A 23,259-nucleotide genomic window follows, 5' to 3' on the forward strand; every position below is an offset into this window, starting at 1 on the left:
CCCCACGGCCGCCACGTACCCCTCAGGAGCGCGCCGCACCTGACGATCGGCAGCAGTGGTGCCCCGGCGCCCGCTTGTAGCGTCGGGCGGATGGAACGTCCTCGCATATGGCGGGCCTGTCTGCTCTGGGCCGCCCTCGTGCTGCCCGCGCTCACGGCCGACCGCCTCGGGATGAACGAGCCGCGGGCCGGGTGGCAGCAGGCGGCCGGGCTCGCCGTGCTCGCCGCCGCGGTCGCCGTGGCCCGACGGCGCCCGCCGGCGGCGTTCGCGCTGACGGCCGCGCTGGGCCTGGCCGCCGGCCCCGCCCTGTTCACCGTCTCCTACGGCCCCGCGCTCGGCGTCTTCGCGCTGCTGCTCGGTCTGCGCGCGGCCGGGGTACGAGTGGCGGTGGCCCTCTTCGGCGGCATCGCCCTTCTCGGTACGGCGCGGATCGCGCTCTTCGGGGTCGATCCGGCACCGGAATGGGTGGTCCTGACGGGCACGCTGCTCTTCGGTTGCGTCTTCCCCTGGCTCGGCGGCCGCTACTGGCGGCAGAGCCGTCGGCTGACGGAGGCCGGCTGGAGCAGGGCCGCGCGCCTGGAGGGTGAGCAGCGCATCGCCGAGGAGCGGGCCCGGCTGCGCGAGCGGGCCCGGATCGCCCAGGACATGCACGACTCCCTGGGGCACGAGCTGAGCCTCATCGCGCTGCGCGCGGGGGCCCTCCAGGTCGCCCCGGACCTCCCGGACCGCCACCGCACCGCCGCCGCCGACCTGCGCGCGGCCGCCGCCGACGCCACCGACCGACTGCACCGCATCATCGGCGTCCTGCGGGAGGAGGACGAACCGGTGTCCCTGAGCCCGCCGGGCGAGACCGTCGAGCAACTCGTCGCCCGCTCCGCCGAGTCGGGCCTGCCGGTGCGCTGGGAGGGGACGGCCCGGGCCACGCCGGAACCGGGCGGGGTCGCCGAGCGGGTCCTGTACCGGGTGGTCCGCGAGGCGCTGACCAACGCGGCCCGGCACGCGCCCGGTGCCGCGATCACCGTGGCGGCGGGCAGGGAGGCCGGGGGCACGCGGGTCACGGTGCTCAGCGGGCGGAGTCCGGCCCTCGACGAGGATTGCGTGCCCCCGCCCTCCCCGCCCTCCGGCGGCACCGGCCTCCAGGCCCTGCGCGCCGCCGTCACCGCGGTCGGCGGCGACTTCGAGGCAGGCCCGTGCGGTGACGGCTTCCGCGTGCGGGCGTACGTTCCGGAGCGGCCCGTCGCCGCGACGGTACGACCGTCCCCGGCCCCGTACGCCCCCTTCACCCACGCCCGCCGCCGCATCGCCCTCGCGGCCGCGGCCGCCGTCGGCGCGGGCGTCGCACTCGTCGGCGGAGCCTTCGCCTGGTACGCGTACACGGAGACCCACTCGGTGCTGCCGCCCGCCGCGTACGCCGAGCTGCGGCTCGGCGCGTCGCACCGCGACATCGCGGGCGTCCTGCCCGACCGCACCGCGCGCGACGCACCCGTGGAACGCGCGCCCGTGCCGCCCCCGAAGGGCACCGACTGCCGCTACTACCGCGCGAGCGGCGAACTCCTGGTCTCCGTCGACCACTTCAGGCTCTGCTTCGACGACGGGGGACGGCTCGTCGCCAAGGACGTGATCCCGAGGGCCGCTCTGACCCAACCGCCCTCCACCAACGAGGAGTTCGTACGGTGATCCGTGTACTGCTGGCCGACGACGAGGCGATGGTGCGGGCCGGTGTGCGCGCCATCCTGACGAGCGGCGGTGAGACCGAGGTCGTCGCGGAGGCGGGCGACGGGCGCGAGGCGGTCGAACTGTCCCGGGCCCACCGGCCGGACGTGGCTCTGCTGGACATCCGTATGCCCCGCCTGGACGGACTCGCCGCCGCGCGGGAGATCGTACGGACCGTCCCCGGCACCGCCGTCGCGATGCTCACCACCTTCTCCGAACACGCCTACGTGGCCCGGGCGCTCGGCGGCGGAGCCACCGGCTTCCTGCTGAAGTCCGGCGACCCCTACGAACTGATCGCGGGTGTACGGGCGGTGGCGGGCGGCGCCGCCTTCCTGTCGCCGAAGGTGGCCCGGTACGTCATCGACGGGCTGGGCGGCAGCGACGGGCGGCTCGGCCGCGAGGCCGCCGCACGCGCGCGCGTGGCCGAGCTCAGCCCGCGCGAGCGCGAGGTGCTCGGGCTCGTCGGCGCGGGCCTGTCCAACCCGGAGATCGCCGCCCGGCTGCACCTGGTCGAGGGCACCGTGAAGGCGTATGTGAGCGCGGTGCTCGACCGGTTGGGCGTGCGCAACCGGGTGCGGGCGGCGATCGTGGCGTACGAGGCGGGGCTGGTGGAGTCGTGAGGCGTCGCGCGGCGACCTCAGGCTCAGCGCGGGCGCCGCGCCCCGGTCGGGTCCGGCCGCGCCGTCAACCACCGTACGAACGCCGGTGCCGACGCCGTCCGCATCGCCTGTGCCAGCCGGGTCGCGGGGCGGGTGGCCAGTCGTACGGCCGCCACCGCGACCAGCGCGCCGAAGGCGAGGCCCGCGGCGACGTCGTGCGGGTAGTGGACGCCGACGAAGACGCGGGAGAAGGCCATCAGGAGGGCCAGTGGAGCCGTCAGCCACAGGAGGGTGTGCCTGGCCAGGGCGAGTGTGACGGCCGCCGCGCCCGCGATGGTGGCGTGGTTGCTGGGGAAGGACCAGTCGCCGGGGGGCGGGCAGGCGGCGAGCGAGGTGGTCGCACCCGGCACGGCCCGGCACGGACGTTCCTGCGTGACAACCGACTTGAGGAGCTCACTGCCGACGTACGCCACAGCCGTGGCCAGAGGTGCAAGGGCCGCGATCGCGAAGGCCCGGGTGGTCTCGCGCCTGGCTCGCCACCACGTGGTGAGGAACAGCGCGCCGAACAGCAGCAGTCCGGCCTCCGTCCATATCTCGGCGGTGTGTTGTACCCACGTTGGGGTGCCGCGGGCGAAGTCGGTGATGTTCCGGTAGAGCCCGGCGTCCTCGAAGTCCATGGTCACGGACCGTAGGTGGCGGGCCGATATCGTCACATCCTGCGATCGTCAGGTGGCGCACCTGACGGAAGACAGGGGTGGCGCGGCCGGCGCGGGGCGGCTTCCGGGATGATGATCCGGAAAAGTTGTGGCCCGGGGCGGCGGGTGGAGCAGGCTGACGCACCGATCTCTCGTACAGTTTGCGCCGTGGGATCACTGCGCAATCCGATCGGGCCGCTTCCCTCCACCATCTACTGGCGACGGAGGGCCGTACTGCTGTCTGTGGTCGCCCTGTTGGCGCTGCTGATCACCTGGGTGCTCACCTCGGGCGGCGGAGGCGGCAAGAACAACGCGGGCGGGTCGGACGGCAAGAATCCCGCGCCCTCGACGATCACGCCGGGCCCGTCGGGTTCCGGGCCGGCGATCAGTCAGGCGCCGGGCGGACGTGACGAGTCGCCCGGCGGTGACTCCGGCGGGTCGGGGTCGGCGGAGGGCTCCGGCGACGGCAGCGGATCCGGGGACGGTGCCGGGGGCTCCGATGGGTCGGACGGCTCGGGCAGCGGCTCCGCGGGGGGCGGTTCGGGAAGCGGCGTCGGTGTGGACGACACCCTCGCTCCGGGCTCCGCGCTGCCCGACTGTGTCGCGGGCGCGGTGAAGGTGTCGGTCAAGAGCCTGCACAACGCGTACGAGCCAGGCCGGACGCCCGCCCTGCTGCTGACCGCGACGAACTCCTCCAGCTACGACTGCAAGGTCGATCTGGGCCCGAAGAACACGGTGGTGACGATCACTCAGGCGGGATCCGAGGACGACTTCTGGTCCTCCGCCGACTGCCCCAAGGTCTCCGGCAGCCTTCAGTTCCGGGTGCCCGCCGGCAAGAGCATCACGTACACCGTGAAGTGGGACCGCAAGGCGAGCGCCGCGCAGTGCGCGACACCGCCCGCGGCGGCCGCCGCGGCGGGAACGTATCTCGTGGAGGCGAAGGCGCCGGGGTTCGGGACGGCACAGACGTCGTTCGTGCTGGAGAACGACTAGCGCTTCGCCCGGCGGCCCCGCGCTCCCGAGGGGCGCGGGGCCGTGGCCTGTGCGGTCCGCCGCGTGGGCGCGCCGCGCGACGACGACGGCGCCCCATCCGAGCGACGCGAGATCGCGGTACTTCCCGCGGAGCGCTCAGACGTACCGTTCCAGGATCGAGCTCTCCGCCAGCCGCGACAGCCCCTCGCGCACGCTGCGTGCCCGCGCCTCGCCGACGCCGTCCACCGTCTGGAGGTCGTCCACACTGGCCGCGAGCAGCTTCTGAAGGCCGCCGAAGTGCTCCACCAGGCGGTCGATGATCGCGCCCGGCAGCCTCGGGACCTTGGCCAGGAGGCGGAAGCCGCGCGGGGAGACCCCGGAGTCCAGTGCCTCCGGGGAGCCCGTGTAGCCCAGTGCCCGTGCCACCGTGGAGAGTTCCAGGAGCTCGGCGTGGGTGAGGGCGTCCAGCTCGTACAGGGCCTCGTCGACCGTGCGGGAGCGCTTGGCCGTCGGCTCGGGGACGTAGTCGCGCACCACGAGCTCGCGCTCGGGTTCCACGCCCGCGATCAACTCGTCCAGCTGGAGTGCCAGGAGGCGACCGTCCGTGCCCAGCTCCACCACGTACTCGGCGATCTCGGTCGCGATGCGGCGCACCATCTCCAGGCGCTGGGCCACCGCCGAGACGTCGCGGACCGTCACCAGGTCCTCGATCTCCAGCGCTGACAACGTTCCCGCGACCTCGTCGAGGCGGAGCTTGTAGCGCTCCAGGGTCGCCAGGGCCTGGTTGGCCCGGGAGAGGATCGCCGCCGAGTCCTCCAGGACGCGGCGCTGACCGTCGACGTAGAGCGCGATGAGCCGCATCGACTGCGAGACGGACACCACGGGGAAGCCGACCTGCTTGCTGACCCGGTCCGCCGTACGGTGCCGGGTGCCGGTCTCCTCCGTGGGGATCGTCGGGTCCGGGACCAGCTGGACGCCGGCGCGCAGGATCTTGGAGAGGTCGGACGACAGCACGATGCCGCCGTCGAGCTTGCACAGCTCCCGCAGCCGGGTCGCCGTGAACTCGACATCCAGGACGAATCCGCCCGTGCACATCACCTCGACGGTCTTGTCGGAGCCGAGCACGATGAGTCCGCCGGTGTTGCCGCGGAGAATCCGTTCCAAGCCGTCGCGCAGGGCCGTGCCGGGTGCCACGGCGCTCAGTGAGGCGCGCATCAGGCCATCGGCACCGGAGCTCCCACCGGACTTTCCGGGAGCTGCTGCCCGGTCGTTGGCTGCCACTGCACTCCTCCGGTCGCAGGTTCTGGGGCGCTCCCGTTTCGCACACACGGTTCGTACGGACGGGCGAGACCAGGGCAAAGTCTACCGGCGGTCGTCCTCGTCCCGTGGGGCCTCTCGCCGACGCGACCGCGGAAGGACCTGGAGCGCGTCCCCTATGTCGGCAACTTCCAGCACCTTCATGCCCGCGGGGATCTTGCCCGGGTCGCCCGGGACGAGGGCGTGGGTGAAGCCCAGCCGGTGGGCTTCGGCCAGCCTGCGCTGCACGCCCGTGACCCGTCTGACCTCGCCCGCGAGGCCCACCTCGCCGATCGCGACGAGGTTCTTGGGGAGAGGTGTGTCACTGGCCGCGGAGGCCAGCGCGAGGGCGACGGCGAGGTCCGCGGCGGGCTCCGAGAGCTTCACTCCGCCGACCGTCGCGGAGTAGATGTCCCGCTTGCCGAGCGCGCTGATCCGGCCGCGCTGTTCGAGCACGGCCAGCATCATCGAGACGCGTGAGGTCTCCAGGCCGGACGTCGTACGCCGGGGTGAGGGGATCTGCGAGTCGACGGTGAGTGCCTGGACCTCGGCCACCAGGGGGCGGCGGCCCTCCAGGGTGACCGTCAGGCAGGTGCCGGGGACCGGTTCGTCACGACGGGTCAGGAAGAGTCCGCTCGGGTCGGCGAGGCCCGTGATGCCCTCGTCGTGCAGTTCGAAGCAGCCGACCTCGTCCGTCGCGCCGTAGCGGTTCTTGACGCCCCGCACGAGCCGCAGACGCGCGTGCCGGTCGCCCTCGAAGTGGAGCACCACGTCCACGAGGTGCTCCAGGAGGCGGGGTCCGGCGATGGCGCCGTCCTTGGTGACGTGTCCCACGAGGAGCGTGGACATGCCGCGCTCCTTGGAGGCCCGGATCAGGGCACCGGCCACCTCGCGGACCTGGGCCATGCCGCCGGGCGCACCGTCGATCTCCGGAGAGGCCACGGTCTGCACGGAGTCGAGGATGAGCAGCGACGGCTTCACCGCGTCCAGGTGGCCCAGCACGGCGGACAGATCGGTCTCGGCGGCGAGATACAGATGGTCGTCGAGGGCGCCGATGCGGTCGGCGCGCAGCCGCACCTGGCTCGCCGACTCCTCACCGGTGACATACAGCGTGCGGTGCTCGTCGCTCGCCGACTTGGCCGCCACGTCCAGCAGCAGTGTGGACTTGCCGACGCCGGGCTCGCCCGCGAGGAGGACCACCGCGCCGGGCACCAGTCCGCCGCCGAGGACGCGGTCCAGCTCGGGCACTCCGGTGGGCCGCGCGGTGGCCTGCCGCACGTCGACCTGCCCGATGGGCAGCGCGGAGTTCGTCACCCGCCCCGGCGTGGTCGTGCGGACCGCGGGCGCGCCGTACTCCTCGACCGTCCCCCACGCCTGGCACTCGGGGCAACGGCCGAGCCACTTGGCCGTCTGCCAGCCGCACTCCGTGCAGCGGTAGGACGGGCGGTCCTTCGTGGTCTTGGTACGGGCAGCCATGCGAAGAACCGTAACCGAGCCCACTGACAACGCCGTACGGTCCCGCACGCGGCGCCCCGCGGTGACACTTCGGGCCCCGCCCAGGGCCGTCTCGTCATGCACAAGTCACGGAATTCCGCGTTCCTGTACCCCATTGAGGGATCGTTTCACCCGTACGGATTAAAACTGCTCAAGCGGGAGGAAGGGGCCACCGCGAGCCTTCTACGGTCCACCAATGACGAGCAGCAGTCCGGAGACCCCGACCCGCACCGCCGGCGCGCATCGGGCGCATCGGGAGGCGCGTGATCGTGCGGCGGCGCGCACCTTGGCGCAGCAGCCCCCCGCGCGCTACGAGCCGTATCTGGACGGGCTGTTCACCTACTGCCTGTCCGTGCTGTGCGACCACGACGCCGCGACCGCCGCCCTCGGCGACGCCCTCGCGCTCGCCGAGCGGCGCGGACAGCGCGTGCCGGAGACCCCCGCGGACCGGCGGCCCTGGCTCTACGCGCTCGCCCGCTGGGCCTGTCTGCGCAAGCTGGCCGAGGCCAAGCAGAAACGTCAGGGCAGCCATGCGGCGGGCCGGCCCGGCGCCCATCGGCAGGCGGGGGCGCGGTCTGCCCGGCCGGCCGTCGCCGAGGAGGTCCAGGAGCAGCGGCGCCGCGAACTCGCCCTGCTGGCCTGGCCGGAGGCCGCCGGCACCACCCCGGAGCAGCGCGAGGCGCTCGAACTCGCCGTACGCCATCACCTCGCCGCCCACGAGGTCGCCGCCGTCCTCGGCCTGGACCTCGCCGCCGCCCGCGAACTGCTCGCCTCCGCCGCCTGCGAGGTCGAGCGCACGCGCGCGGCCCTCGCCGTCGTGGAGACCGGCGCCTGTCCGAGCGTCGCCCGCCTCACCGGCGACAACCAGGTCGTGCTCGGCACCGCCCTGCGCCGCGAGCTCGTCCGGCACGTCGACGACTGCCCCCGCTGCCGTCGTACCGCCGAGCGGGCGATCCCCGGCCGGTGGCCCGGTGCGGCCGTCACCCCTGCCGAACTTCCCGTGCTGGAGGCGCCCCGCGCGGCCCTGCACACGGCCCTGGCCCACCACCCACGCGCGCGGGGTGCCGCCGTGCCGCGCTTCGACCGGCGCGGCTTCCCGATGGACCCGAAGGACAGGGCCGCCCGCAGGGACCGCCTCCGCGCGCGTGCCGTCACGACGACCGTCGTCGCCACCGTCGTCGCCGCCCCGGTCCTCGCCCTGTGGGCCGCCTACCGGGGCACCGCGACCGGCGAGGGCGTGGACGGCCACTCGGCCAGCGCGAGCGAGGCGCACGACCCCGGCGCCCTCGACGGCGAGGCCGCGGGCGACGACTACGAGAACGCCGGAAACGCGAGCGCCGGACGGGGCGACCGGTTCGGCGATCGCGGCGCTCCGGACGTCACCGTGGAGGTCATCAGCGTCAGCGGCGCGCACGGGTCGGGCACGGGGCAGCTGGAGGTCTCGGCCGGCAACGACGGGGACACCACGCTCCTCACCCTCACGGCCACCGGACGTGCGCCGGTGCGCTGGTCCGCGATCACCGGTGCGCACTGGCTCTATCTGAGCCAGTCGGCGGGAACGCTGGCGCCCGGCGAGTCGTTGACGATCAAGGTGTACGTCGACCATCTGCGGGAGCCGTCCGGGTTCTGGAGCGCGCGCGTGGCGATCTCACCCGCCGGTGCCCTCGTCTCCATCAAGGGCTTCGGCAGCGCCCCGAGCCCCTCCGACCCGGGACACGGCCCGGACCCGCGTCCCAGCGACCCGTACCCCACCGACCCGACCCATCCCGGGACGCCGGGCGACCCGCCGCCCTCGTCCTCCGGACCCGATCCGACGCCGACGACCCCGGCTCCGACCGGCCCCGGGACGCCCAGCGAGCCGCCGGCCTCGTCTCCCGACCCCGACCCGTCGCCCACCGCCGGCGATCCGTCGCCGTCCGGCCCGTCGGATCCGGGGGGCTCGACGCCGCCCGACGGGAGCGGCGAGCCGAGCCCGTCGGGGTCGTAGAACACCGGTTCGTGCCCGGTGCTAGCCGACCGGATCCGCCGGATGCGGTGCCACCATCGGCAGCTGCGAGGCCAGCCGCTGCTCGCACAGCTCGACCAGGCGGTCGTATCCCGCCTTGCCCATCAGCTCCGTCAGCTCCGGCCGGTAGGACACGTACACCGGGTCGCCGGCGCCGTGCGCCGAGGTCGCCGACGTGCACCACCAGTGCAGGTCGTGGCCGCCCGGGCCCCAGCCGCGGCGGTCGTACTCACCGATCGACACCTGGAGCACGCGGGTGTCGTCGGGCCGGTCGATCCAGTCGTACGTCCGTCGGACCGGCAACTGCCAGCACACGTCGGGCTTGGTCTCCAGCGGCTCGCGGCCCTCCTTCAGGGCCAGGATGTGCAGCGAGCAGCCCGCGCCGCCCGCGAAGCCGGGGCGGTTCTGGAAGATGCACGAGCCGTTGAAGGGCCGGGTCTGGCGGTCGCCGTCCTCGTCCTCCGAGATCCAGCCGTGCTCCGTGCCCTCGGCGTGGTGCTGCCAGATGTCCGGCGTGAGCCTCGCCACATGCTCGGCGACCCGCTTCTCGTCGTCCTCGTCCGAGAAGTGCGCGCCCAGCGTGCAGCAGCCGTCGTCCGCGCGACCCGCCTGGATGCCCTGGCAGCCGCTGCCGAAGATGCAGTTCCAACGGGAGGTCAGCCATGTCAGATCGCACCGGAAGACCTGCTCGTCGTCCGCCGGATCAGGGAACTCCACCCACGCGCGCGCGAAGTCGAGCCCCTTCTCGTCCGCGTCCGGGGAGTTCTTGGGCTTCTTCGACTTCGTGGCCGCCTTCGCCTGCGAAGAACCCTTGGCTGATTTGGCCGTCTTGTCGGTCTTCGCCTTTTTCGTCTTTGGCACGGGTCCAGGGTACGGCTTCCGTACCAGCGGCTTCGAGGACCTTGGGGGACGGAGGATCACCGGGTGGCAGTAGCGTTCCGTACATGAGACTCGGTGTCCTCGACGTGGGATCTAACACGGTGCATCTGCTGGTGGTGGACGCGCACCCGGGCGCGCGCCCGTTGCCCGCGCACTCGCACAAGGTGGAGCTGCGCCTTGCCCAACTCCTCGACGACAGTGGAGCCATCGGTCCCGAGGGGGTCGACAAGCTGATCGGCGTCGTCCACGAGGCGCTGCAGGCGGCCGAGGACAAGGGTGTCGAGGAGGTGCTGCCGTTCGCGACGTCCGCGGTGCGGGAGGCGACCAACGCCGACGACGTGCTCGCGCGCGTGAAGGACGAGACCGGGGTCGAGCTCCAGGTCCTCACCGGTGCGGAGGAGGCCCGGCTGACCTTCCTCGCGGCGCGCCGGTGGTTCGGATGGTCGGCCGGGAAGCTGCTCGTGCTGGACATCGGGGGCGGGTCCCTGGAGATCGCGTACGGCATGGACGAGGAGCCGGACGCGGCGGTGTCGCTGCCGCTGGGGGCGGGACGGCTCACGGCGGGGTGGCTGCCGGGGGATCCACCGGAGGCGGGGGACATACGGGGGCTGCGGCGGCATGTGCGCGCCCAGATCGCTCGCACCGTCGGCGAATTCAGCCGCTTCGGTGCGCCGGACCACGTGGTCGCGACGTCCAAGACCTTCAAGCAGCTTGCCCGCATCGCCGGCGCCGCCCGCTCCGCGGAGGGCGTGTACACCCAGCGCGAGCTGAAGCGGGAGTCCCTGGAGGCGTGGGTCCCGCGCCTGGCGGGGATGACGGTGGCACAGCGCGCGGAACTCCCCGGTGTCTCGGACGGGCGGGCGGGGCAGCTGCTCGCGGGGGCGTTGGTGGCCGAGGGGGCGATGGATCTGTTCGGGGTGGAGACGCTGGAGGTCTGCCCCTGGGCGTTGCGGGAGGGCGTGATCCTGCGGAAGCTGGATCACATGTCGGTGGCCTGAGGGACGCCTGCGACGCCTGGGCGGCTTCGGTGGGCCGGGGGCGTCCGTCCCCACCCCGGCGGGCTTCGCCTCATGGCAGCCGGCGGTGACTTTTCGGCGCCGGTCCTGGCACCTTCAGCCCGTCCGGCGTTCGAGGACGAGGCCGTTCAGGCCGACGGGGGTCCAGGGGGCGGAGCCCCCTGGCGGGGCCGAAGGGGCGGAGCCCCTGGGGACGGGATGGGCAGGGCGGCGGGGGCGAGGTGAACCCCGCCACACACCCGCACCCGAGATCCACTCCAGCCCCCGCCATATCCCCAGTTCGCACGCCTGCCCGATCGCGGACCCTCCCGGCGGGCACGCGGCCATCGGTTCCCCCACGCCCAGCACCGCCCCGTACGCTGTCCCCGTGGCAGAACCAGTGGTGCGCATCCCGGATGCGAAGGTCGCCCTCTCGACGGCCTCCGTCTATCCGGAGTCGACGGCGACGGCCTTCGAGATCGCGGCGCGCCTCGGGTACGACGGCGTCGAGGTCATGGTGTGGACCGACCCGGTCAGCCAGGACATGGAGGCCCTGCGGAGGCTGAGCGACTACCACCGCATCCCGATCCTCGCCGTCCACGCCCCCTGCCTGCTGATCACCCAGCGCGTATGGTCCACCGACCCCTGGACCAAGCTCCAGCGCGCCCAGGCGGCGGCCGAGAAGCTGGGGGCCGGCACGGTCGTCGTACACCCGCCGTTCCGCTGGCAGCGCCAGTACGCCCGGGATTTCGTCGAGGGAATCTGGCGGATGGCGAACGAGACGGATGTGCGGTTCGCCGTCGAGAACATGTACCCCTGGCGCTACCGCGACCGCGAGATGCTCGCGTACGCCCCCGACTGGGACGTGACGAAGGACGACTACCGCCACTTCACGATCGACCTCAGCCACACCGCCACCGCCCGCAGCGACGCGCTCCAGATGATCGACCGCATGGGGGACCGGCTCGGCCACGTCCACCTCGCCGACGGCAGGGGGTCCGCCAAGGACGAGCACCTCGTCCCCGGCCGCGGCACCCAGCCCTGCGCCGAAGTGCTGGAGCGGCTCGCCCTGACCGGGTTCGACGGGCACGTCGTCATCGAGGTCAACACCCGCCGCGCGATGTCCGGCGCCGAACGCGAGGCCGACCTCGCCGAGGCCCTCGCCTTCACGCGGCTGCATCTGGCCTCCGCGGTGAAGGTGCCCCGGCCGTGACCGACACCACCTCGGGACAGGGCGGGGTGAGCTCCCGACGCCGGGGCCGGCCCCCTCGTACGGAATCCGCCGACACCCGCGACCGCATCCTGGACGCGGCCCGCGAGGAGTTCTCCGAGCGGGGCTACGAGAAGACGTCCGTGCGCGGCATCGCCAAGGCGGCCGGGGTGGACCCGGCGCTCGTGCACCACTACTTCGGCACCAAGGAGCAGGTCTTCGAGGCATCGGTGGAGGTCGCCTTCGCGCCCGCCCTGAAGGTGCGGGACGTGGTGCTGGAAGGGCCCCTCGACGATGTCGGGGAGCGTATGACCCGCGTCATCCTCGGGCTCTGGGAGAACCCGGTGACCCGCAAGCCGCTGCTCGCGATCGTCCGGTCCGCGGTCAACAACGACGCCGCGGCCGGCGTGTTCCGGCGGCTCGTCTCCGCTCAGCTGCTCCGCCGGATCGCCGGCGAGATCGACGCTCCGGACGCGGAGCTGCGCGCCGAGCTGGCGGCCGCGCAGCTGGTGGGGGTCGCGATGATGCGGTACGTCATCAAGATCGAGCCGGTCGCCTCGGTGGACGTGGAGCAGATCATCGGGCGGGTGGCGCCCGTGGTGCAGGGACATCTCACCGGTCGGTGAGAGCCGTGGCGCAGGGCCCCAGCGACCGGTGGCGGTCCCGGGTCTCCCGGTTCCGGTGACCCCCGGGTAGCTGTTCCGCGAGACATTCGTCCCGTATTCCGGACACCTCGTCCCGCCCTCTGGATGACCGGCGTACGCTCAATAGCAGTCAGAAGTCTCTGATCGCAGTCTGTGAAGTCCCAGGCAGTCCCCGAAGGAGCGAGCGACGATGCCCGAGCTGAGGTCCCGCACAGTCACCCACGGTCGCAACATGGCGGGCGCCCGCGCCCTTATGCGCGCCTCCGGTGTACCCGGTGCGGACATCGGCCGGAAGCCGATCATCGCGGTGGCGAACTCGTTCACCGAGTTCGTGCCCGGCCACACCCACCTCCAGCCCGTCGGCCGGATCGTCAGCGAGGCGATCAGGGAGGCCGGCGGCATCCCGCGCGAGTTCAACACCATCGCCGTCGACGACGGCATCGCGATGGGGCACGGCGGCATGCTCTACTCCCTGCCGTCCCGCGACCTCATCGCGGACAGCGTGGAGTACATGGTCGAGGCCCACTGCGCCGACGCCCTGATCTGCATCTCCAACTGCGACAAGATCACCCCGGGCATGCTGAACGCCGCCCTGCGGCTCAACATCCCGACCGTCTTCGTCTCCGGCGGCCCGATGGAGTCCGGCCGCGCCACGCTGGTCGACGGCACGGTCCGCACCCTCGACCTGGTCGACGCGATCTCCGACGCCGTGAACGACAAGATCTCGGACGAGGACATCCTCCGTATCGAGGAGAACGCCTGTCCGACCTGCGGTTCCTGTTCCGGCATGTTCACCGCCAACTCGATGAACTGCCTGACCGAGGCCATCGGCCTGTCCCTGCCCGGCAACGGCTCGGTCCTCGCCACGCACACGGCCCGCAAGGCCCTGTACGAGGACGCGGCCCGCACGGTGATGGACATCACCCGGCGCTACTACGAGCAGGACGACGAGACGGTCCTCCCGCGCAACGTCGCCACCTTCGCGGCCTTCGAGAACGCCATGGCGCTCGACATCGCGATGGGCGGTTCCACCAACACGATCCTGCACCTGCTGGCCGCCGCCCAGGAGGCGGGCGTCCCGTTCGGCCTGAACGAGATCGACGCGGTCTCCCGCCGGGTTCCGTGCCTGGCGAAGGTCGCCCCGAACGTCGCCAAGAACCGCACGTACTACATGGAGGACGTGCACCGCGCCGGCGGCATCCCGGCCCTCCTCGGTGAACTGCACCGCGCCGGGCTGCTGAACGAGGACGTGCACTCCGTGCACAGCCCGTCCCTGGGGGACTGGCTGAAGACCTGGGACGTGCGCGGCGGGTCCCCCTCGCCGAAGGCCGTCGAGCTGTGGCACGCCGCCCCCGGCTGCGTCCGCTCGGCCGAGGCGTTCTCCCAGTCCGAGCGCTGGGAGGCCCTCGACGAGGACGCCGAGGGTGGCTGCATCCGCAGCGCCGAGCACGCGTACTCCAAGGACGGCGGCCTCGCGGTCCTCAAGGGCAACCTCGCCGTCGACGGGTGTGTCGTGAAGACGGCCGGCGTCGACGAGTCCATCTGGACCTTCGAGGGGCCCGCGGTCGTCTGCGAGTCGCAGGAAGAGGCCGTCGAGAAGATCCTCAACAAGCAGGTGACGGATGGTGATGTCGTCGTCATCCGCTACGAGGGCCCCAAGGGCGGCCCCGGCATGCAGGAGATGCTCTACCCGACGTCCTTCCTCAAGGGCCGCGGCCTGGGCAAGACCTGCGCCCTGATCACCGACGGCCGCTTCTCCGGCGGTACGTCCGGTCTGTCGATCGGCCACGCCTCTCCGGAGGCCGCGTCCGGCGGCACGATCGCCTTCGTCGAGGACGGCGACCGGATCCGCATCGACATCCCGAACCGCACGATCGAGCTGCTGGTCGACGACGCGGAACTCGCCCGCCGTGAGCAGGCGTTGAACGGTGAGTACGCCCCGAAGGGCCGCGAGCGCAAGGTGTCGGCGGCGCTGCGGGCCTACGCCGCGATGGCGACCAGCGCGGACAAGGGCGCGATCCGCGACGTGAGCAAGCTGGGCTGACGTACGCATCGCTGATCTGCGTAGCGCAGGGGCCGTCTCCTCGGGAGGCGGCCCCTGCGCGTGTCACCAGGCAGACGGGTCGCGGGCGTCGACCGCGAAGACGGTGCCGTCGGGGGCGGCGCCGTAGACGCGGCCGTCGGCGAGCACGGGTTCGGGCAGATCGGCCGCCAGTCGGTCCGAGTTCGCGCCGAGCCGGGACGGCGTCTGGCCGAGGAGCCGTCCGTCGCGCAGGCCCACACCGAGCAGTCGGCCGTCGGGAGCGGTGACGTACACATGACGGCCGTCAGCGACGGGCGATGACGTACGGATCAGCGAGGTCTCCAGACTCCAGAGCTCCTTGCGCGCCTCCATGTCGACGGCGGTCAGCTTCCCGTCGCCGCCCACGAGGTAGACGACGTTCCCGCGCACGATGCCGTCCGCCTGCGGGAGCGGCAGGGACAGCGGCACGCGCCGCGAGGTCCGGTCGGCGGCCGAGTAGCGGACCACGGCCTGCGCGTCGCTGTAGACCCCCTCGTTGGAGACGAGGAAGACCGAGCCGCCCGACGCACCCACCAGGTCCAGCGTCCCCTTCAGCCGGGCGTCCCAGCGCACGTCACCCGTGGCCGGGTCCAGCGCGGTGACCCGTGTGCTCGACCCGTCGGCGGACGTGGTCGTCGTGTACGCCAGAGGATCTCCGGCGAAGGAGGCGAAGCGCGGCGCCCGGTGACCCGGTAGGGGTTTGCTCCACTTCGTGTCGCCCGAGGCTCCGTCCACCGCGGTGACCCTGCCGTCGGTGCCGGTGAGCAACAGCATGTCCCCGGCTGTCGTCGACTCGTCGTACGCGGGCACGTCGCGCTGCCAACGCGCCTTGCCCGTAACCGGATCGAGCGCCTCCAGCCGTCGGCCCTGCCCGGACCACGGGTGGACGAGGCCGCCCGCGACGATGGGCGGAGCGCTCGCCTGCGAGGCGTCGACGGGGTGCCGCCACAACACCCGGCCGTCCAGCGGGTCGAGCGCGAAGACGAGTCCGCTCTGGGTGCACACCACTTTCCCCGCGCCGTCGGAACACCGTGGGGTGCCCTCCTTGGGCGCCGGCGTCGACCACCCGCTGAACCGGGCCGACGTGGTCCTCGGGCCCGCGGGCTCGGGCGTCGGGTCCACACCGGCGAGAAGCTGTACAACGACCAGTGTGGCGACCGCGGCGAGAGCGGCGCCCCCGGCCCCGAGTGCCAGCAGCCTTCTCCGGCGTCCGGGGTGCGACGGCTCGGGCTTCTCCTCGGCCCGCGCATCCGGCCCGGCCTCCGATGCGGCTTCCGGATCGGCCTTCGGTGCGGGCTGCTCCTGGGTGGTCCGCTGCGTCGGTATGAACGCCTGGGTGTCGTACGACGCCGCCACCGACCGCAGTTCCCGCATCAACTCGTCGGGCGTGGGCCGGTCCTCGGGCTCCTTGGCCAGACAGCGCAGTATGAGCGGGGCGAGGTTCTCCGGTACGCCGGTCAGGTCCGGCTCGTCATGGACGACCTGGTAGGCGACGACGTACGGGCTGTCCGAGTCGAATGGCCCTCGCCCCGTCGCCGCGTGCACCAGCACGGACCCGAGCGCGAAGATGTCGGCGGCCGGCCCGACCTCCCGGGGCCGCCGGAACTGCTCGGGTGCCATGAACGGCGGCGTCCCGATCAACTTTCCCGTCTCGGTCCGCAGTTCGCTGTCCTTTGGCCGAGAGATGCCGAAGTCGATGACCTTCGGCCCGTCCTCGGCGAGCAGCACATTGCTCGGCTTCAGGTCCCGGTGCACGACGCCGACCCGGTGGATGTCGCGCAGCGCCTCCGCCAGCCCGGCCATCAGCCGCCGCAGCTGCGCCCGCTCCATCGGGCCGTTCCGCTTCACATGGTCGGAGAGGGTCGGGCCGGGGATGAACAGGGTGGCCATCCAGGGCCGTTCGGCCTCCGGATCGGCGTCCACGACCGGCGCGGTGAAGGCCCCGCTGACCCGGCGCGCCGCCCCCACCTCCTGCCGGAAACGCCCCCTGAACTCGGGATCCCTCGCGAACTCGGCATGTACGACCTTCACCGCGAGCTGCATGCCCGAGGTGCTGCGGGCCAGATGGACGACGCCCATGCCGCCGGCCCCCAGGTGCGACTCCAGGAGGTAGTGACCGGCGTACTCGGGAAGTTCCGCTTCCGCGCCCGCTCCGGCGTTCTGCTGTGGCGCCATGGGACCACCCCCGTGCTGTTCGTCCGCGCGCGCGACGCACGGAGCCTAGTCGATGACTCGTACGAGACAGAGGCGGCTTGCTAGCCTCCATGTTCCAAACACGCACATGTGTGCGTGGCGTGATTTAGGGGAATCAACGGGGCCCCATGGCTGTCATGGGGATCAACGGGGGAGGACTTGCCATGTCTGCAGATCGCGTCGAAGAGGTCGAAAGAGCCGAAGAAGTCGGGGGTGTCGCCGAGGGCGAGGCCGTCGCGACGATGACGGCGGCGACGACGACCACGGCCGCCACCGCCTCGGCCGTGCGCTACTACTCGGTCGCGCCGGGCGTCCGCCTGAACGTCCGCCGCGGCCCCGGCACCAACTACGCCGTCATCCGCCTCCTGCCCGAGGGTGCCCGGATCCCGATCTACTGCCAGACCCCGGGCACGAACGTGGCCGGCCCGTACGGCACGTCGAACATCTGGGACAACATCGACGACGGCGAGTTCGTCTCGGACGCCTATGTGAGCACTGGCAGCGACGGCTACGTCCGCCCGCGCTGCTCCTTCTGATCCGACGGACCCGACCCGGGTCACGGTTCGCCGGAACCCGTACGGAGCCCGCGGCCGCACCGGAGCCATAATCGACGCGTGAGCGAGAAGAACGGCACCCCGGACACCCCCGCGGGCTCCACGGGCCCCCGCCCCGAGCCCCTCCGCTTCTTCGGCACGACCTGGGTCGAGCACGACAACGGCTACACCGCCCGCCGTATCGCGGTGGCCGTCGGCTCCCTCGCCACCGCGGTCGCCGCCTGCCTGGTGCTGCGCTTCGCATACGAGGGGATCCAGCTCGCCGACACGGGCAGCTTCGTCACCCTCCTGATGGTCGTGATGTTCGCGGTCTGCAGCGCACTGGCCTACCGCCACACCTGGGACGGCTTCAGCAAACGCCCCGACCCCGGCCGCCAGGCCTCCCTCCGCGGCCTCCTGGCCATCGGCTTCGTCGGCTCACTCCTCGCCTACTTCTTCCGTTCCCTCACCGAGGCCCCCGGCGAGCACCTCCACCGCGAGGAATACGAGGCGGCCCGCAGACAACACGAGACCCGCACGACCCGCCGCACAGGAAACCCGGCGAAGAAGCGCCGCCACACCTAGGCCGCGTCCGCGAACTCCCACCTGCCCCGCGACGTCTTGCCCACCCCGTCCCGGCATTCCGCCGAACCTCCTCCGAACAGGCACCGCCGACCCCAACCGACGACGCCCACGGCCCGCCCCTCGGCAACGACGGCCCACCCCTCGGCAAAGTCGGTGCACACCGCACCAACCAGGGCCAACATGGTCGTATGACGGCCCCCTCCCACACCGACCGCGCCCGCTCCTTCGACGCCGCCGCGGCCCAGTACGCCGCGAACCGCCCCTCCTACCCACCCGCTCTCTTCGACGCGATCGAGGAACTCGCCGACCGCCCCCTGGCCGGCGCCCGCGTCGTCGACGTCGGCGCGGGTACCGGCATCGCCACCGCCCTCCTGCACCGACGCGGCGCCGACGTCCTGGCCGTGGAGCCCGGCGACGGCATGGCAGCCCAGTTCCGCCTCAGCCACCCCGGCATACCGATCGTCCGCGGCAACGGCAACGCCCTCCCCCTCGCCACCGCCTCCGCCGACTTCGTCACCTACGCCCAGGCCTGGCACTGGACCGACCCCGCCCACTCGGTGCCGGAGGTCCTCCGCGTACTGCGCCCAGGCGGCGCGCTGGTCCTCTGGTGGAACACCACCCCGCTCGACATTCCCTGGCATGTCGCGCAGGCGCGTCGCATCGAAGGACGCTTCGGCAACCATCCCGTCGTCGAACAGAACGGCAGTGGCGCCCGAGCCGCCCTGACCGACCCCACCGGCCACCTCGACTTCACCCGTCGCAAGGTCCGCTGGAGCCGCCGCGTCCCCATCGACACGCACCTGGCCAACCTCGGCAGCCACTCGATATTCCTGGTCCACGGCACCGAGGCGAGCACCGCCTTCTTCACCGAGGAGAAGCAGCTCCTCCTCAGCACGTTCCCGGACGGACTCATCGAAGAGACCTACGACGTCGACGTCCTGGTCGCCACCACCTCCTGACCCTCCTGGCCCTCTCACGACAACGGTCCGCCGACCACCGAGCGCGCCCCTCCCCCCTCACGCCCGCCCTCCGCCCCGAATCCCGGCGAGGGCGGGCGAACCATGTCCCCCTCGCCGCTTGACGCTGCACTGCCGCCGGAGGATTATTCATCGCATGATGAATTATTCGTCCGCCCGCTCCGATCCCCCCGACAAGACCGCCGTCCGAGCCGAATCCCTGAACGTCCTACGCGGCACCCGCCAAGTCCTCCGCGACCTCGACTTCACCATCCCCCGAGGCCAGATCACCGGCCTCCTCGGCCCGTCAGGCTGCGGCAAGACGACCCTCATGCGAGCCATCGTCGGCACCCAGGCCAAGGTCACCGGCACCCTCGACATCCTCGGCCGCCCCGCCGGCCACCCCACCCTGCGCACCCGCATCGGCTACGTCACCCAAGCTCCCTCCGTCTACGACGACCTGACCGTGCGCCAGAACCTCACCTACTTCGCCGCGATCCTCGACCCCGGCCACGCGGCCGCCGACCGGCGCCACGATGTCGATCGCGTCCTCGCCGACGTCGACCTCACCAGCCACGCCGACGCCCTGGCCGGCAACCTCTCCGGAGGCCAGCGCAGCCGCGTCTCCCTCGCGGTCGCCCTCCTCGGCACCCCCGAACTCCTCGTCCTCGACGAACCGACGGTCGGCCTCGACCCGGTCCTGCGCCGCGACCTGTGGAGCCTCTTCCACGACATCGCCGCCTCCCGCGGCGCCACCCTCCTCATCTCCTCCCACGTCATGGACGAGGCCGAGCGCTGCCACCGCCTCCTCCTCATGCGCGAGGGCCGGATCCTCGCCGAAGACACCCCGGACGCCCTCCGCACCCGTACGCACTCCGAGACGGTCGAAGCGGCCTTCCTGCACCTGGTCGACGAGGCGACCGCGGCCGCCCGCGCGAAGGAGACCACGCGATGACCACCACGACGAGCCCGACCACCACCCTCCGGCCCGCCCCCACCGGCGCCCTGAACCTGGCCCGCACGACCACCACCGCCGCCCGGGTCCTGCGCCAGCTCCGCCACGACCCGCGCACCATCGCGCTGATGCTCCTCGTCCCCTGCGTGATGCTGTTCCTGCTGCGCTACGTCTTCGACGGCAACCCGCGCACCTTCGACAACATCGGTGCCTCCCTCCTCGGGATCTTCCCCCTGATCACGATGTTCCTGGTCACCTCCATCGCCACCCTGCGCGAACGCACCTCCGGCACCCTCGAACGCCTCCTCGCCATGCCCCTCGGCAAGGGCGACCTGATCGCCGGCTACGCCCTCGCCTTCGGCACCCTCGCGATCATCCAGTCCGCCCTGGCGACCGGCCTCGCCCTCTGGTTCCTCGGCCTGGACGTCACCGGCAGCCCCTGGCTCCTCCTGCTCGTGGCCCTGCTGGACGCACTGCTCGGCACCGCGCTCGGTCTCTTCGTCTCGGCCTTCGCGGCCTCCGAATTCCAGGCCGTCCAGTTCATGCCGGCCGTGATCTTCCCCCAACTCCTCCTCTGCGGCCTCTTCACACCCCGTGACAACATGCACCCCGCCCTCGAAGCCATCTCCAACGTCCTCCCCATGTCCTACGCGGTCGACGGAATGAACGAGGTCCTCAAACACACCGACATGACGGCCAACTTCGTCCGTGACGCCCTGATCGTGGCCGGCTGCGCCCTGCTGGTCCTCGGCCTGGGTGCGGCAACATTGCGGCGCAGGACGGCATGACCCCCGCGGGGTCGGTACGGCGCGCGGCACGTTCGCTCGTCCGCCCACCGGACACGGCCCTCGAAAGGCCGCCCCCGGTGCGAGGATGAACCCGGACGACGCAACCCCCGGAGGGCACCCCAGCCATGACCCAGAAAGTCGCAGTCCTCGGCACCGGCAAGATCGGCGAAGCCCTGCTCAGCGGAATGATCCGCGGCGGCTGGGCCCCGGCCGACCTCCTGGTGACGGCCCGCCGCGCGGAACGAGCCGAAGAGCTCCGCACCCGCTACGGAGTCACCCCGGTCACCAACGCGGAAGCCGCCAAGACCGCCGACACCCTGATCCTCACGGTCAAGCCGCAGGACATGGGCACCCTCCTCGACGAACTCGCCCCGCACGTCCCCGCCGACCGCCTGGTCATCAGCGGAGCCGCGGGCATTCCCACCTCCTTCTTCGAATCCCGCCTCGCCGCAGGCACCCCGGTCGTCCGCGTCATGACGAACACCCCCGCCCTCGTCGACGAGGCCATGTCCGTCATCTCCGCCGGCAGCCACGCCAGCGAGGCCGATCTCGCCCACGCCGAGGAGATCTTCGGCGCCGTGGGCAAGACGCTCCGCGTCCCCGAGGGCCAGCAGGACGCCTGCACCGCCCTCTCCGGCTCCGGCCCGGCGTACTTCTTCTACCTGGTCGAAGCCATGACCGACGCAGGCATCCTCCTAGGCCTGCCCCGCGACAAGGCCCACGACCTGATCGTCCAGTCCGCGATCGGCGCCGCGACGATGCTCCGCGACAGCGGCGAACACCCCGTCAAGCTCCGCGAGAACGTGACATCCCCCGCCGGCACCACCATCAACGCCATCCGCGAACTCGAGAACCACGGCGTACGAGCCGCCCTCATCGCCGCCCTCGAAGCAGCCCGCGACCGCAGCCGCGCACTGGCCTCCGGCAACAACTGACGCCCGGCCGCCCCCGGCCCAGGGGGCGGCCATCACACCCCTAGGCAGTCACGCCGATATCCGCAGCGACAACCGCAGCCGCCGGCAGCAACCCGATCGCCCGGTACGCGGCATCCACGGTCGGCCGAGCCATCCCCCGAGCTCTCTCCGCGCCATCCCGCAACACCCCCTCCACATAACCAGGATCCCCGCACAGCTCCCTGTGCCTCCCCTGCACGGGCCTGAGCAACTCGACCACGGCCTCCGTGGTGGCTGACTTCAAATCACCGTACGACTCATAAACGCCGCACAACCCCGCCGGGTTCCCGCCCGTGCACGCCGCCAGGATCTCCAGCAGATTCGCCACCCCCGGCTGCGCGTCCCGGTCGTACACGACCTCCCGGCCGCTGTCGGTCACGGCCCGCATGACCTTCTTACGCACCACATCCGGCTCATCGAGCAGATAGACGATTCCGGGCCCGGAGTCGTCGCTCTTGCCCATCTTCGAGGCCGGATCCTGAAGATTCATCACCCGCGCCGCGACCTGCGGAGGCATGGCCCGAGGCACCACGAACGTATGTCCGTACCGCTGGTTGAACCGCACCGCCAGATCCCGCGCGAGCTCCACATGCTGCGCCTGGTCGTCCCCGACCGGCACCTCATCGGTCCCGTACGCCAGGATGTCCGCCGCCATCAGCACGGGATACGTCAGCAGCGACAGCCGCACACTCCCGCCCCGCGCCCGCTCCCGCGCGGCCTTCTCCTTGTACTGGATCATCCGCCGCATCTCACCGTCCGTGGCCACGCACTCCAGCACATACGACAGCCGAGCGTGCTCATCCACATGACTCTGTACGAAGACGGTGCACAGCTCCGGATCCAACCCCGACGCCAGCAACAACGTCGCGGCCTGTCGACTCAGCCGGCGCACCCGCGCCGGATCGTGGTCCACGGTCAGCGCGTGCAGATCGACGATGCAGAACAGAGCGTCGGACTTGTGCTGATCGACGGCAGCCCACCGCCGCATGGCTCCCAGGTAGTTCCCCAGCGTCAGATGCCCCGTCGGCTTGACCCCACTGAAGACCCGCGTCATCTCTCCACCTCCTGGTCGAGACCGCCGCACCCGCTGGCCGACCCTCTGGAGGGAGATACAAGAAACGGCCGCCGAGGCGGCGGCCGTTGAGTGCATACGTGACTACGGCCGCCGTCAGGCAGCCCACCACAGCTGGGTACACGTACGCGTCGTCATGGGGCCCAGCGTACGCCCCGGGGCGCCGTCCGGAGGGAAGTTGACACGCCCTGGCCTGGTCCGTAGTGTTCTCCGAGTTGTCCGACGCGAGCGCCGACCTCGGTCGGTCCCCGGACAGCCACTCCGCAAGTACCAACCGCTATTCGACGACAGTCGATCTGTCTGCCGTCGTTTCATTGGCATGCGTATTTGTGGAATGAGGAATCCGCGTTCGACAGAACGCAGCCCCCGATTAGCTCGGGAGCAGGGAATCCGCTAAAGTCTCACTCGTCGGAACGGCCCAACGGCCGGGAAGGCAAACCCCGCTGACTGGGGGTCAGGCCCGAAAGGATCTGATAGAGTCGGAACCGCCGGAAAGGGAAACGCGAGAGCGGGAACCTGGAAAGCACCGAGGAAATCGGATCGGAAAAGGATCTGATAGAGTCGAAAACGCAAGACCGAAGGGAAAAGCCCGGAGGAAAGCCCGAGAGGGTGAGTACAAAGGAAGCGTCCGTTCCTTGAGAACTCAACAGCGTGCCAAAA

20 protein-coding genes are annotated in these 23,259 nt (G+C 71.8%); 14 read left to right on the plus strand and 6 right to left on the minus strand.

The features are described 5' to 3' along the window. Positions 1 to 90 precede the first annotated feature (90 nt). Entirely contained in the window at positions 91 to 1,677 is a 1,587-nt protein-coding gene (locus ACFU95_RS35020; protein WP_383836352.1) for a sensor histidine kinase, read from the plus strand. Continuing rightward, a complete protein-coding gene (locus tag ACFU95_RS35025; protein ID WP_383836355.1) occupies positions 1,674 to 2,333 on the plus strand; it encodes a response regulator in 660 nt (219 codons plus the stop codon). Before ACFU95_RS35020 ends, ACFU95_RS35025 begins: the two co-directional genes overlap by 4 nt. A 23-nt stretch (positions 2,334 to 2,356) precedes the next feature. Here ACFU95_RS35025 and ACFU95_RS35030 read toward each other — a convergent pair whose 3' ends face one another. Further along, the gene (locus ACFU95_RS35030) at positions 2,357 to 2,989 is read right to left on the minus strand and encodes a phosphatase PAP2 family protein (RefSeq protein WP_383836358.1); all 633 of its coding nucleotides are present in this window, start codon (positions 2,987 to 2,989) and stop codon (positions 2,357 to 2,359) included. 186 nt (positions 2,990 to 3,175) lie between these two features. Here ACFU95_RS35030 and ACFU95_RS35035 point away from each other — a divergent pair, with 186 nt between their 5' ends. Then, positions 3,176 to 4,000 (plus strand): hypothetical protein, encoded by an 825-nt coding sequence (locus tag ACFU95_RS35035; RefSeq protein WP_383836361.1) that lies wholly within the window; start codon positions 3,176 to 3,178, stop codon positions 3,998 to 4,000. 135 nt (positions 4,001 to 4,135) lie between these two features. Here ACFU95_RS35035 and disA read toward each other — a convergent pair whose 3' ends face one another. Further along, entirely contained in the window at positions 4,136 to 5,260 is a 1,125-nt protein-coding gene (gene disA / locus ACFU95_RS35040) for a DNA integrity scanning diadenylate cyclase DisA (protein WP_383836363.1), read from the minus strand. Between the two features lie 81 nt (positions 5,261 to 5,341). Further along, positions 5,342 to 6,751, minus strand: coding sequence for a DNA repair protein RadA (radA, locus tag ACFU95_RS35045; protein ID WP_383836366.1), 1,410 nt, complete (start codon positions 6,749 to 6,751; stop codon positions 5,342 to 5,344). Positions 6,752 to 6,965: 214 nt separating this feature from the next. On the opposite strand from radA, the gene ACFU95_RS35050 reads away from it, so the two are divergent. Beyond that, positions 6,966 to 8,756 (plus strand): hypothetical protein, encoded by a 1,791-nt coding sequence (locus ACFU95_RS35050; protein ID WP_383836369.1) that lies wholly within the window; start codon positions 6,966 to 6,968, stop codon positions 8,754 to 8,756. Between the two features lie 21 nt (positions 8,757 to 8,777). Here ACFU95_RS35050 and ACFU95_RS35055 read toward each other — a convergent pair whose 3' ends face one another. Beyond that, positions 8,778 to 9,635: a hypothetical protein gene (locus ACFU95_RS35055; protein WP_383836372.1), complete on the minus strand. Its 858-nt coding sequence runs from the start codon at positions 9,633 to 9,635 to the stop codon at positions 8,778 to 8,780. A gap of 83 nt (positions 9,636 to 9,718) precedes the next feature. On the opposite strand from ACFU95_RS35055, the gene ACFU95_RS35060 reads away from it, so the two are divergent. The 4 genes from ACFU95_RS35060 (at position 9,719) to ilvD (ending at position 14,546) form a co-directional block, all read left to right on the plus strand. After that, positions 9,719 to 10,651 carry a Ppx/GppA family phosphatase gene (locus ACFU95_RS35060; protein ID WP_383836375.1) on the plus strand — a complete coding sequence of 311 codons (933 nt, stop codon included), beginning with the start codon at positions 9,719 to 9,721 and terminating at the stop codon, positions 10,649 to 10,651. A gap of 385 nt (positions 10,652 to 11,036) precedes the next feature. Continuing rightward, on the plus strand, positions 11,037 to 11,861 hold the full coding sequence (locus ACFU95_RS35065) for a sugar phosphate isomerase/epimerase family protein (RefSeq protein WP_383836378.1): 825 nt from the start codon (positions 11,037 to 11,039) through the stop codon (positions 11,859 to 11,861). Continuing rightward, entirely contained in the window at positions 11,858 to 12,484 is a 627-nt protein-coding gene (locus ACFU95_RS35070; protein ID WP_383836381.1) for a TetR family transcriptional regulator, read from the plus strand. Before ACFU95_RS35065 ends, ACFU95_RS35070 begins: the two co-directional genes overlap by 4 nt. 208 nt (positions 12,485 to 12,692) lie before the next feature. After that, positions 12,693 to 14,546 carry a dihydroxy-acid dehydratase gene (gene ilvD, locus ACFU95_RS35075; protein WP_383836384.1) on the plus strand — a complete coding sequence of 618 codons (1,854 nt, stop codon included), beginning with the start codon at positions 12,693 to 12,695 and terminating at the stop codon, positions 14,544 to 14,546. 63 nt (positions 14,547 to 14,609) lie between these two features. Here the strand turns inward: ilvD and ACFU95_RS35080 are convergent, their stop codons facing one another. Further along, a complete protein-coding gene (locus ACFU95_RS35080; RefSeq protein ID WP_383836387.1) occupies positions 14,610 to 16,739 on the minus strand; it encodes a serine/threonine-protein kinase in 2,130 nt (709 codons plus the stop codon). Positions 16,740 to 16,921: 182 nt separating this feature from the next. Between ACFU95_RS35080 and ACFU95_RS35085 the strand changes: the two genes are divergently transcribed. From ACFU95_RS35085 to proC, 6 genes are all read left to right on the plus strand, one after another. Then, positions 16,922 to 17,293, plus strand: coding sequence for an SH3 domain-containing protein (locus tag ACFU95_RS35085; protein WP_383836390.1), 372 nt, complete (start codon positions 16,922 to 16,924; stop codon positions 17,291 to 17,293). Between the two features lie 78 nt (positions 17,294 to 17,371). Continuing rightward, positions 17,372 to 17,875 (plus strand): EamA/RhaT family transporter, encoded by a 504-nt coding sequence (locus ACFU95_RS35090; protein WP_383836393.1) that lies wholly within the window; start codon positions 17,372 to 17,374, stop codon positions 17,873 to 17,875. Positions 17,876 to 18,063: 188 nt separating this feature from the next. Further along, positions 18,064 to 18,834, plus strand: coding sequence for a class I SAM-dependent methyltransferase (locus ACFU95_RS35095; RefSeq protein ID WP_383836395.1), 771 nt, complete (start codon positions 18,064 to 18,066; stop codon positions 18,832 to 18,834). Positions 18,835 to 18,988: 154 nt separating this feature from the next. Further along, positions 18,989 to 19,786 (plus strand): ABC transporter ATP-binding protein, encoded by a 798-nt coding sequence (locus ACFU95_RS35100; RefSeq protein WP_383836398.1) that lies wholly within the window; start codon positions 18,989 to 18,991, stop codon positions 19,784 to 19,786. Next, complete coding sequence (locus tag ACFU95_RS35105) at positions 19,783 to 20,574, plus strand: ABC transporter permease (protein ID WP_383836401.1); 792 nt, start codon at positions 19,783 to 19,785, stop codon at positions 20,572 to 20,574. Before ACFU95_RS35100 ends, ACFU95_RS35105 begins: the two co-directional genes overlap by 4 nt. 125 nt (positions 20,575 to 20,699) lie before the next feature. Continuing rightward, positions 20,700 to 21,509 (plus strand): pyrroline-5-carboxylate reductase, encoded by an 810-nt coding sequence (gene proC, locus ACFU95_RS35110; protein WP_383836404.1) that lies wholly within the window; start codon positions 20,700 to 20,702, stop codon positions 21,507 to 21,509. 40 nt (positions 21,510 to 21,549) lie between these two features. Here proC and trpS read toward each other — a convergent pair whose 3' ends face one another. Next, a complete protein-coding gene (gene trpS / locus ACFU95_RS35115) occupies positions 21,550 to 22,581 on the minus strand; it encodes a tryptophan--tRNA ligase (protein ID WP_383836407.1) in 1,032 nt (343 codons plus the stop codon). Positions 22,582 to 23,259 lie beyond the last annotated feature (678 nt).

It is taken from the genome of Streptomyces sp. NPDC057623 (genome assembly GCF_042800355.1).
In the GTDB taxonomy this organism is placed as follows: Bacteria; Actinomycetota; Actinomycetes; order Streptomycetales; family Streptomycetaceae; genus Streptomyces.

What these genes read in the sequence shown, in the direction of transcription:
- ACFU95_RS35105 (WP_383836401.1), top strand. Translation starts at nt 19,783, where the DNA reads ATGACCACCACGACGAGCCCGACCACCACCCTCCGGCCCGCCCCCACC.
- ACFU95_RS35085 (WP_383836390.1), top strand. Translation starts at nt 16,922, where the DNA reads ATGTCTGCAGATCGCGTCGAAGAGGTCGAAAGAGCCGAAGAAGTCGGG.
- ACFU95_RS35080 (WP_383836387.1), bottom strand. Translation starts at nt 16,739, where the DNA reads ATGGCGCCACAGCAGAACGCCGGAGCGGGCGCGGAAGCGGAACTTCCC.
- ACFU95_RS35020 (WP_383836352.1), top strand. Translation starts at nt 91, where the DNA reads ATGGAACGTCCTCGCATATGGCGGGCCTGTCTGCTCTGGGCCGCCCTC.
- ilvD (WP_383836384.1), top strand. Translation starts at nt 12,693, where the DNA reads ATGCCCGAGCTGAGGTCCCGCACAGTCACCCACGGTCGCAACATGGCG.
- ACFU95_RS35100 (WP_383836398.1), top strand. Translation starts at nt 18,989, where the DNA reads ATGATGAATTATTCGTCCGCCCGCTCCGATCCCCCCGACAAGACCGCC.
- ACFU95_RS35050 (WP_383836369.1), top strand. Translation starts at nt 6,966, where the DNA reads ATGACGAGCAGCAGTCCGGAGACCCCGACCCGCACCGCCGGCGCGCAT.
- ACFU95_RS35095 (WP_383836395.1), top strand. Translation starts at nt 18,064, where the DNA reads ATGACGGCCCCCTCCCACACCGACCGCGCCCGCTCCTTCGACGCCGCC.
- radA (WP_383836366.1), bottom strand. Translation starts at nt 6,751, where the DNA reads ATGGCTGCCCGTACCAAGACCACGAAGGACCGCCCGTCCTACCGCTGC.
- ACFU95_RS35060 (WP_383836375.1), top strand. Translation starts at nt 9,719, where the DNA reads ATGAGACTCGGTGTCCTCGACGTGGGATCTAACACGGTGCATCTGCTG.
- proC (WP_383836404.1), top strand. Translation starts at nt 20,700, where the DNA reads ATGACCCAGAAAGTCGCAGTCCTCGGCACCGGCAAGATCGGCGAAGCC.
- ACFU95_RS35030 (WP_383836358.1), bottom strand. Translation starts at nt 2,989, where the DNA reads ATGGACTTCGAGGACGCCGGGCTCTACCGGAACATCACCGACTTCGCC.
- trpS (WP_383836407.1), bottom strand. Translation starts at nt 22,581, where the DNA reads ATGACGCGGGTCTTCAGTGGGGTCAAGCCGACGGGGCATCTGACGCTG.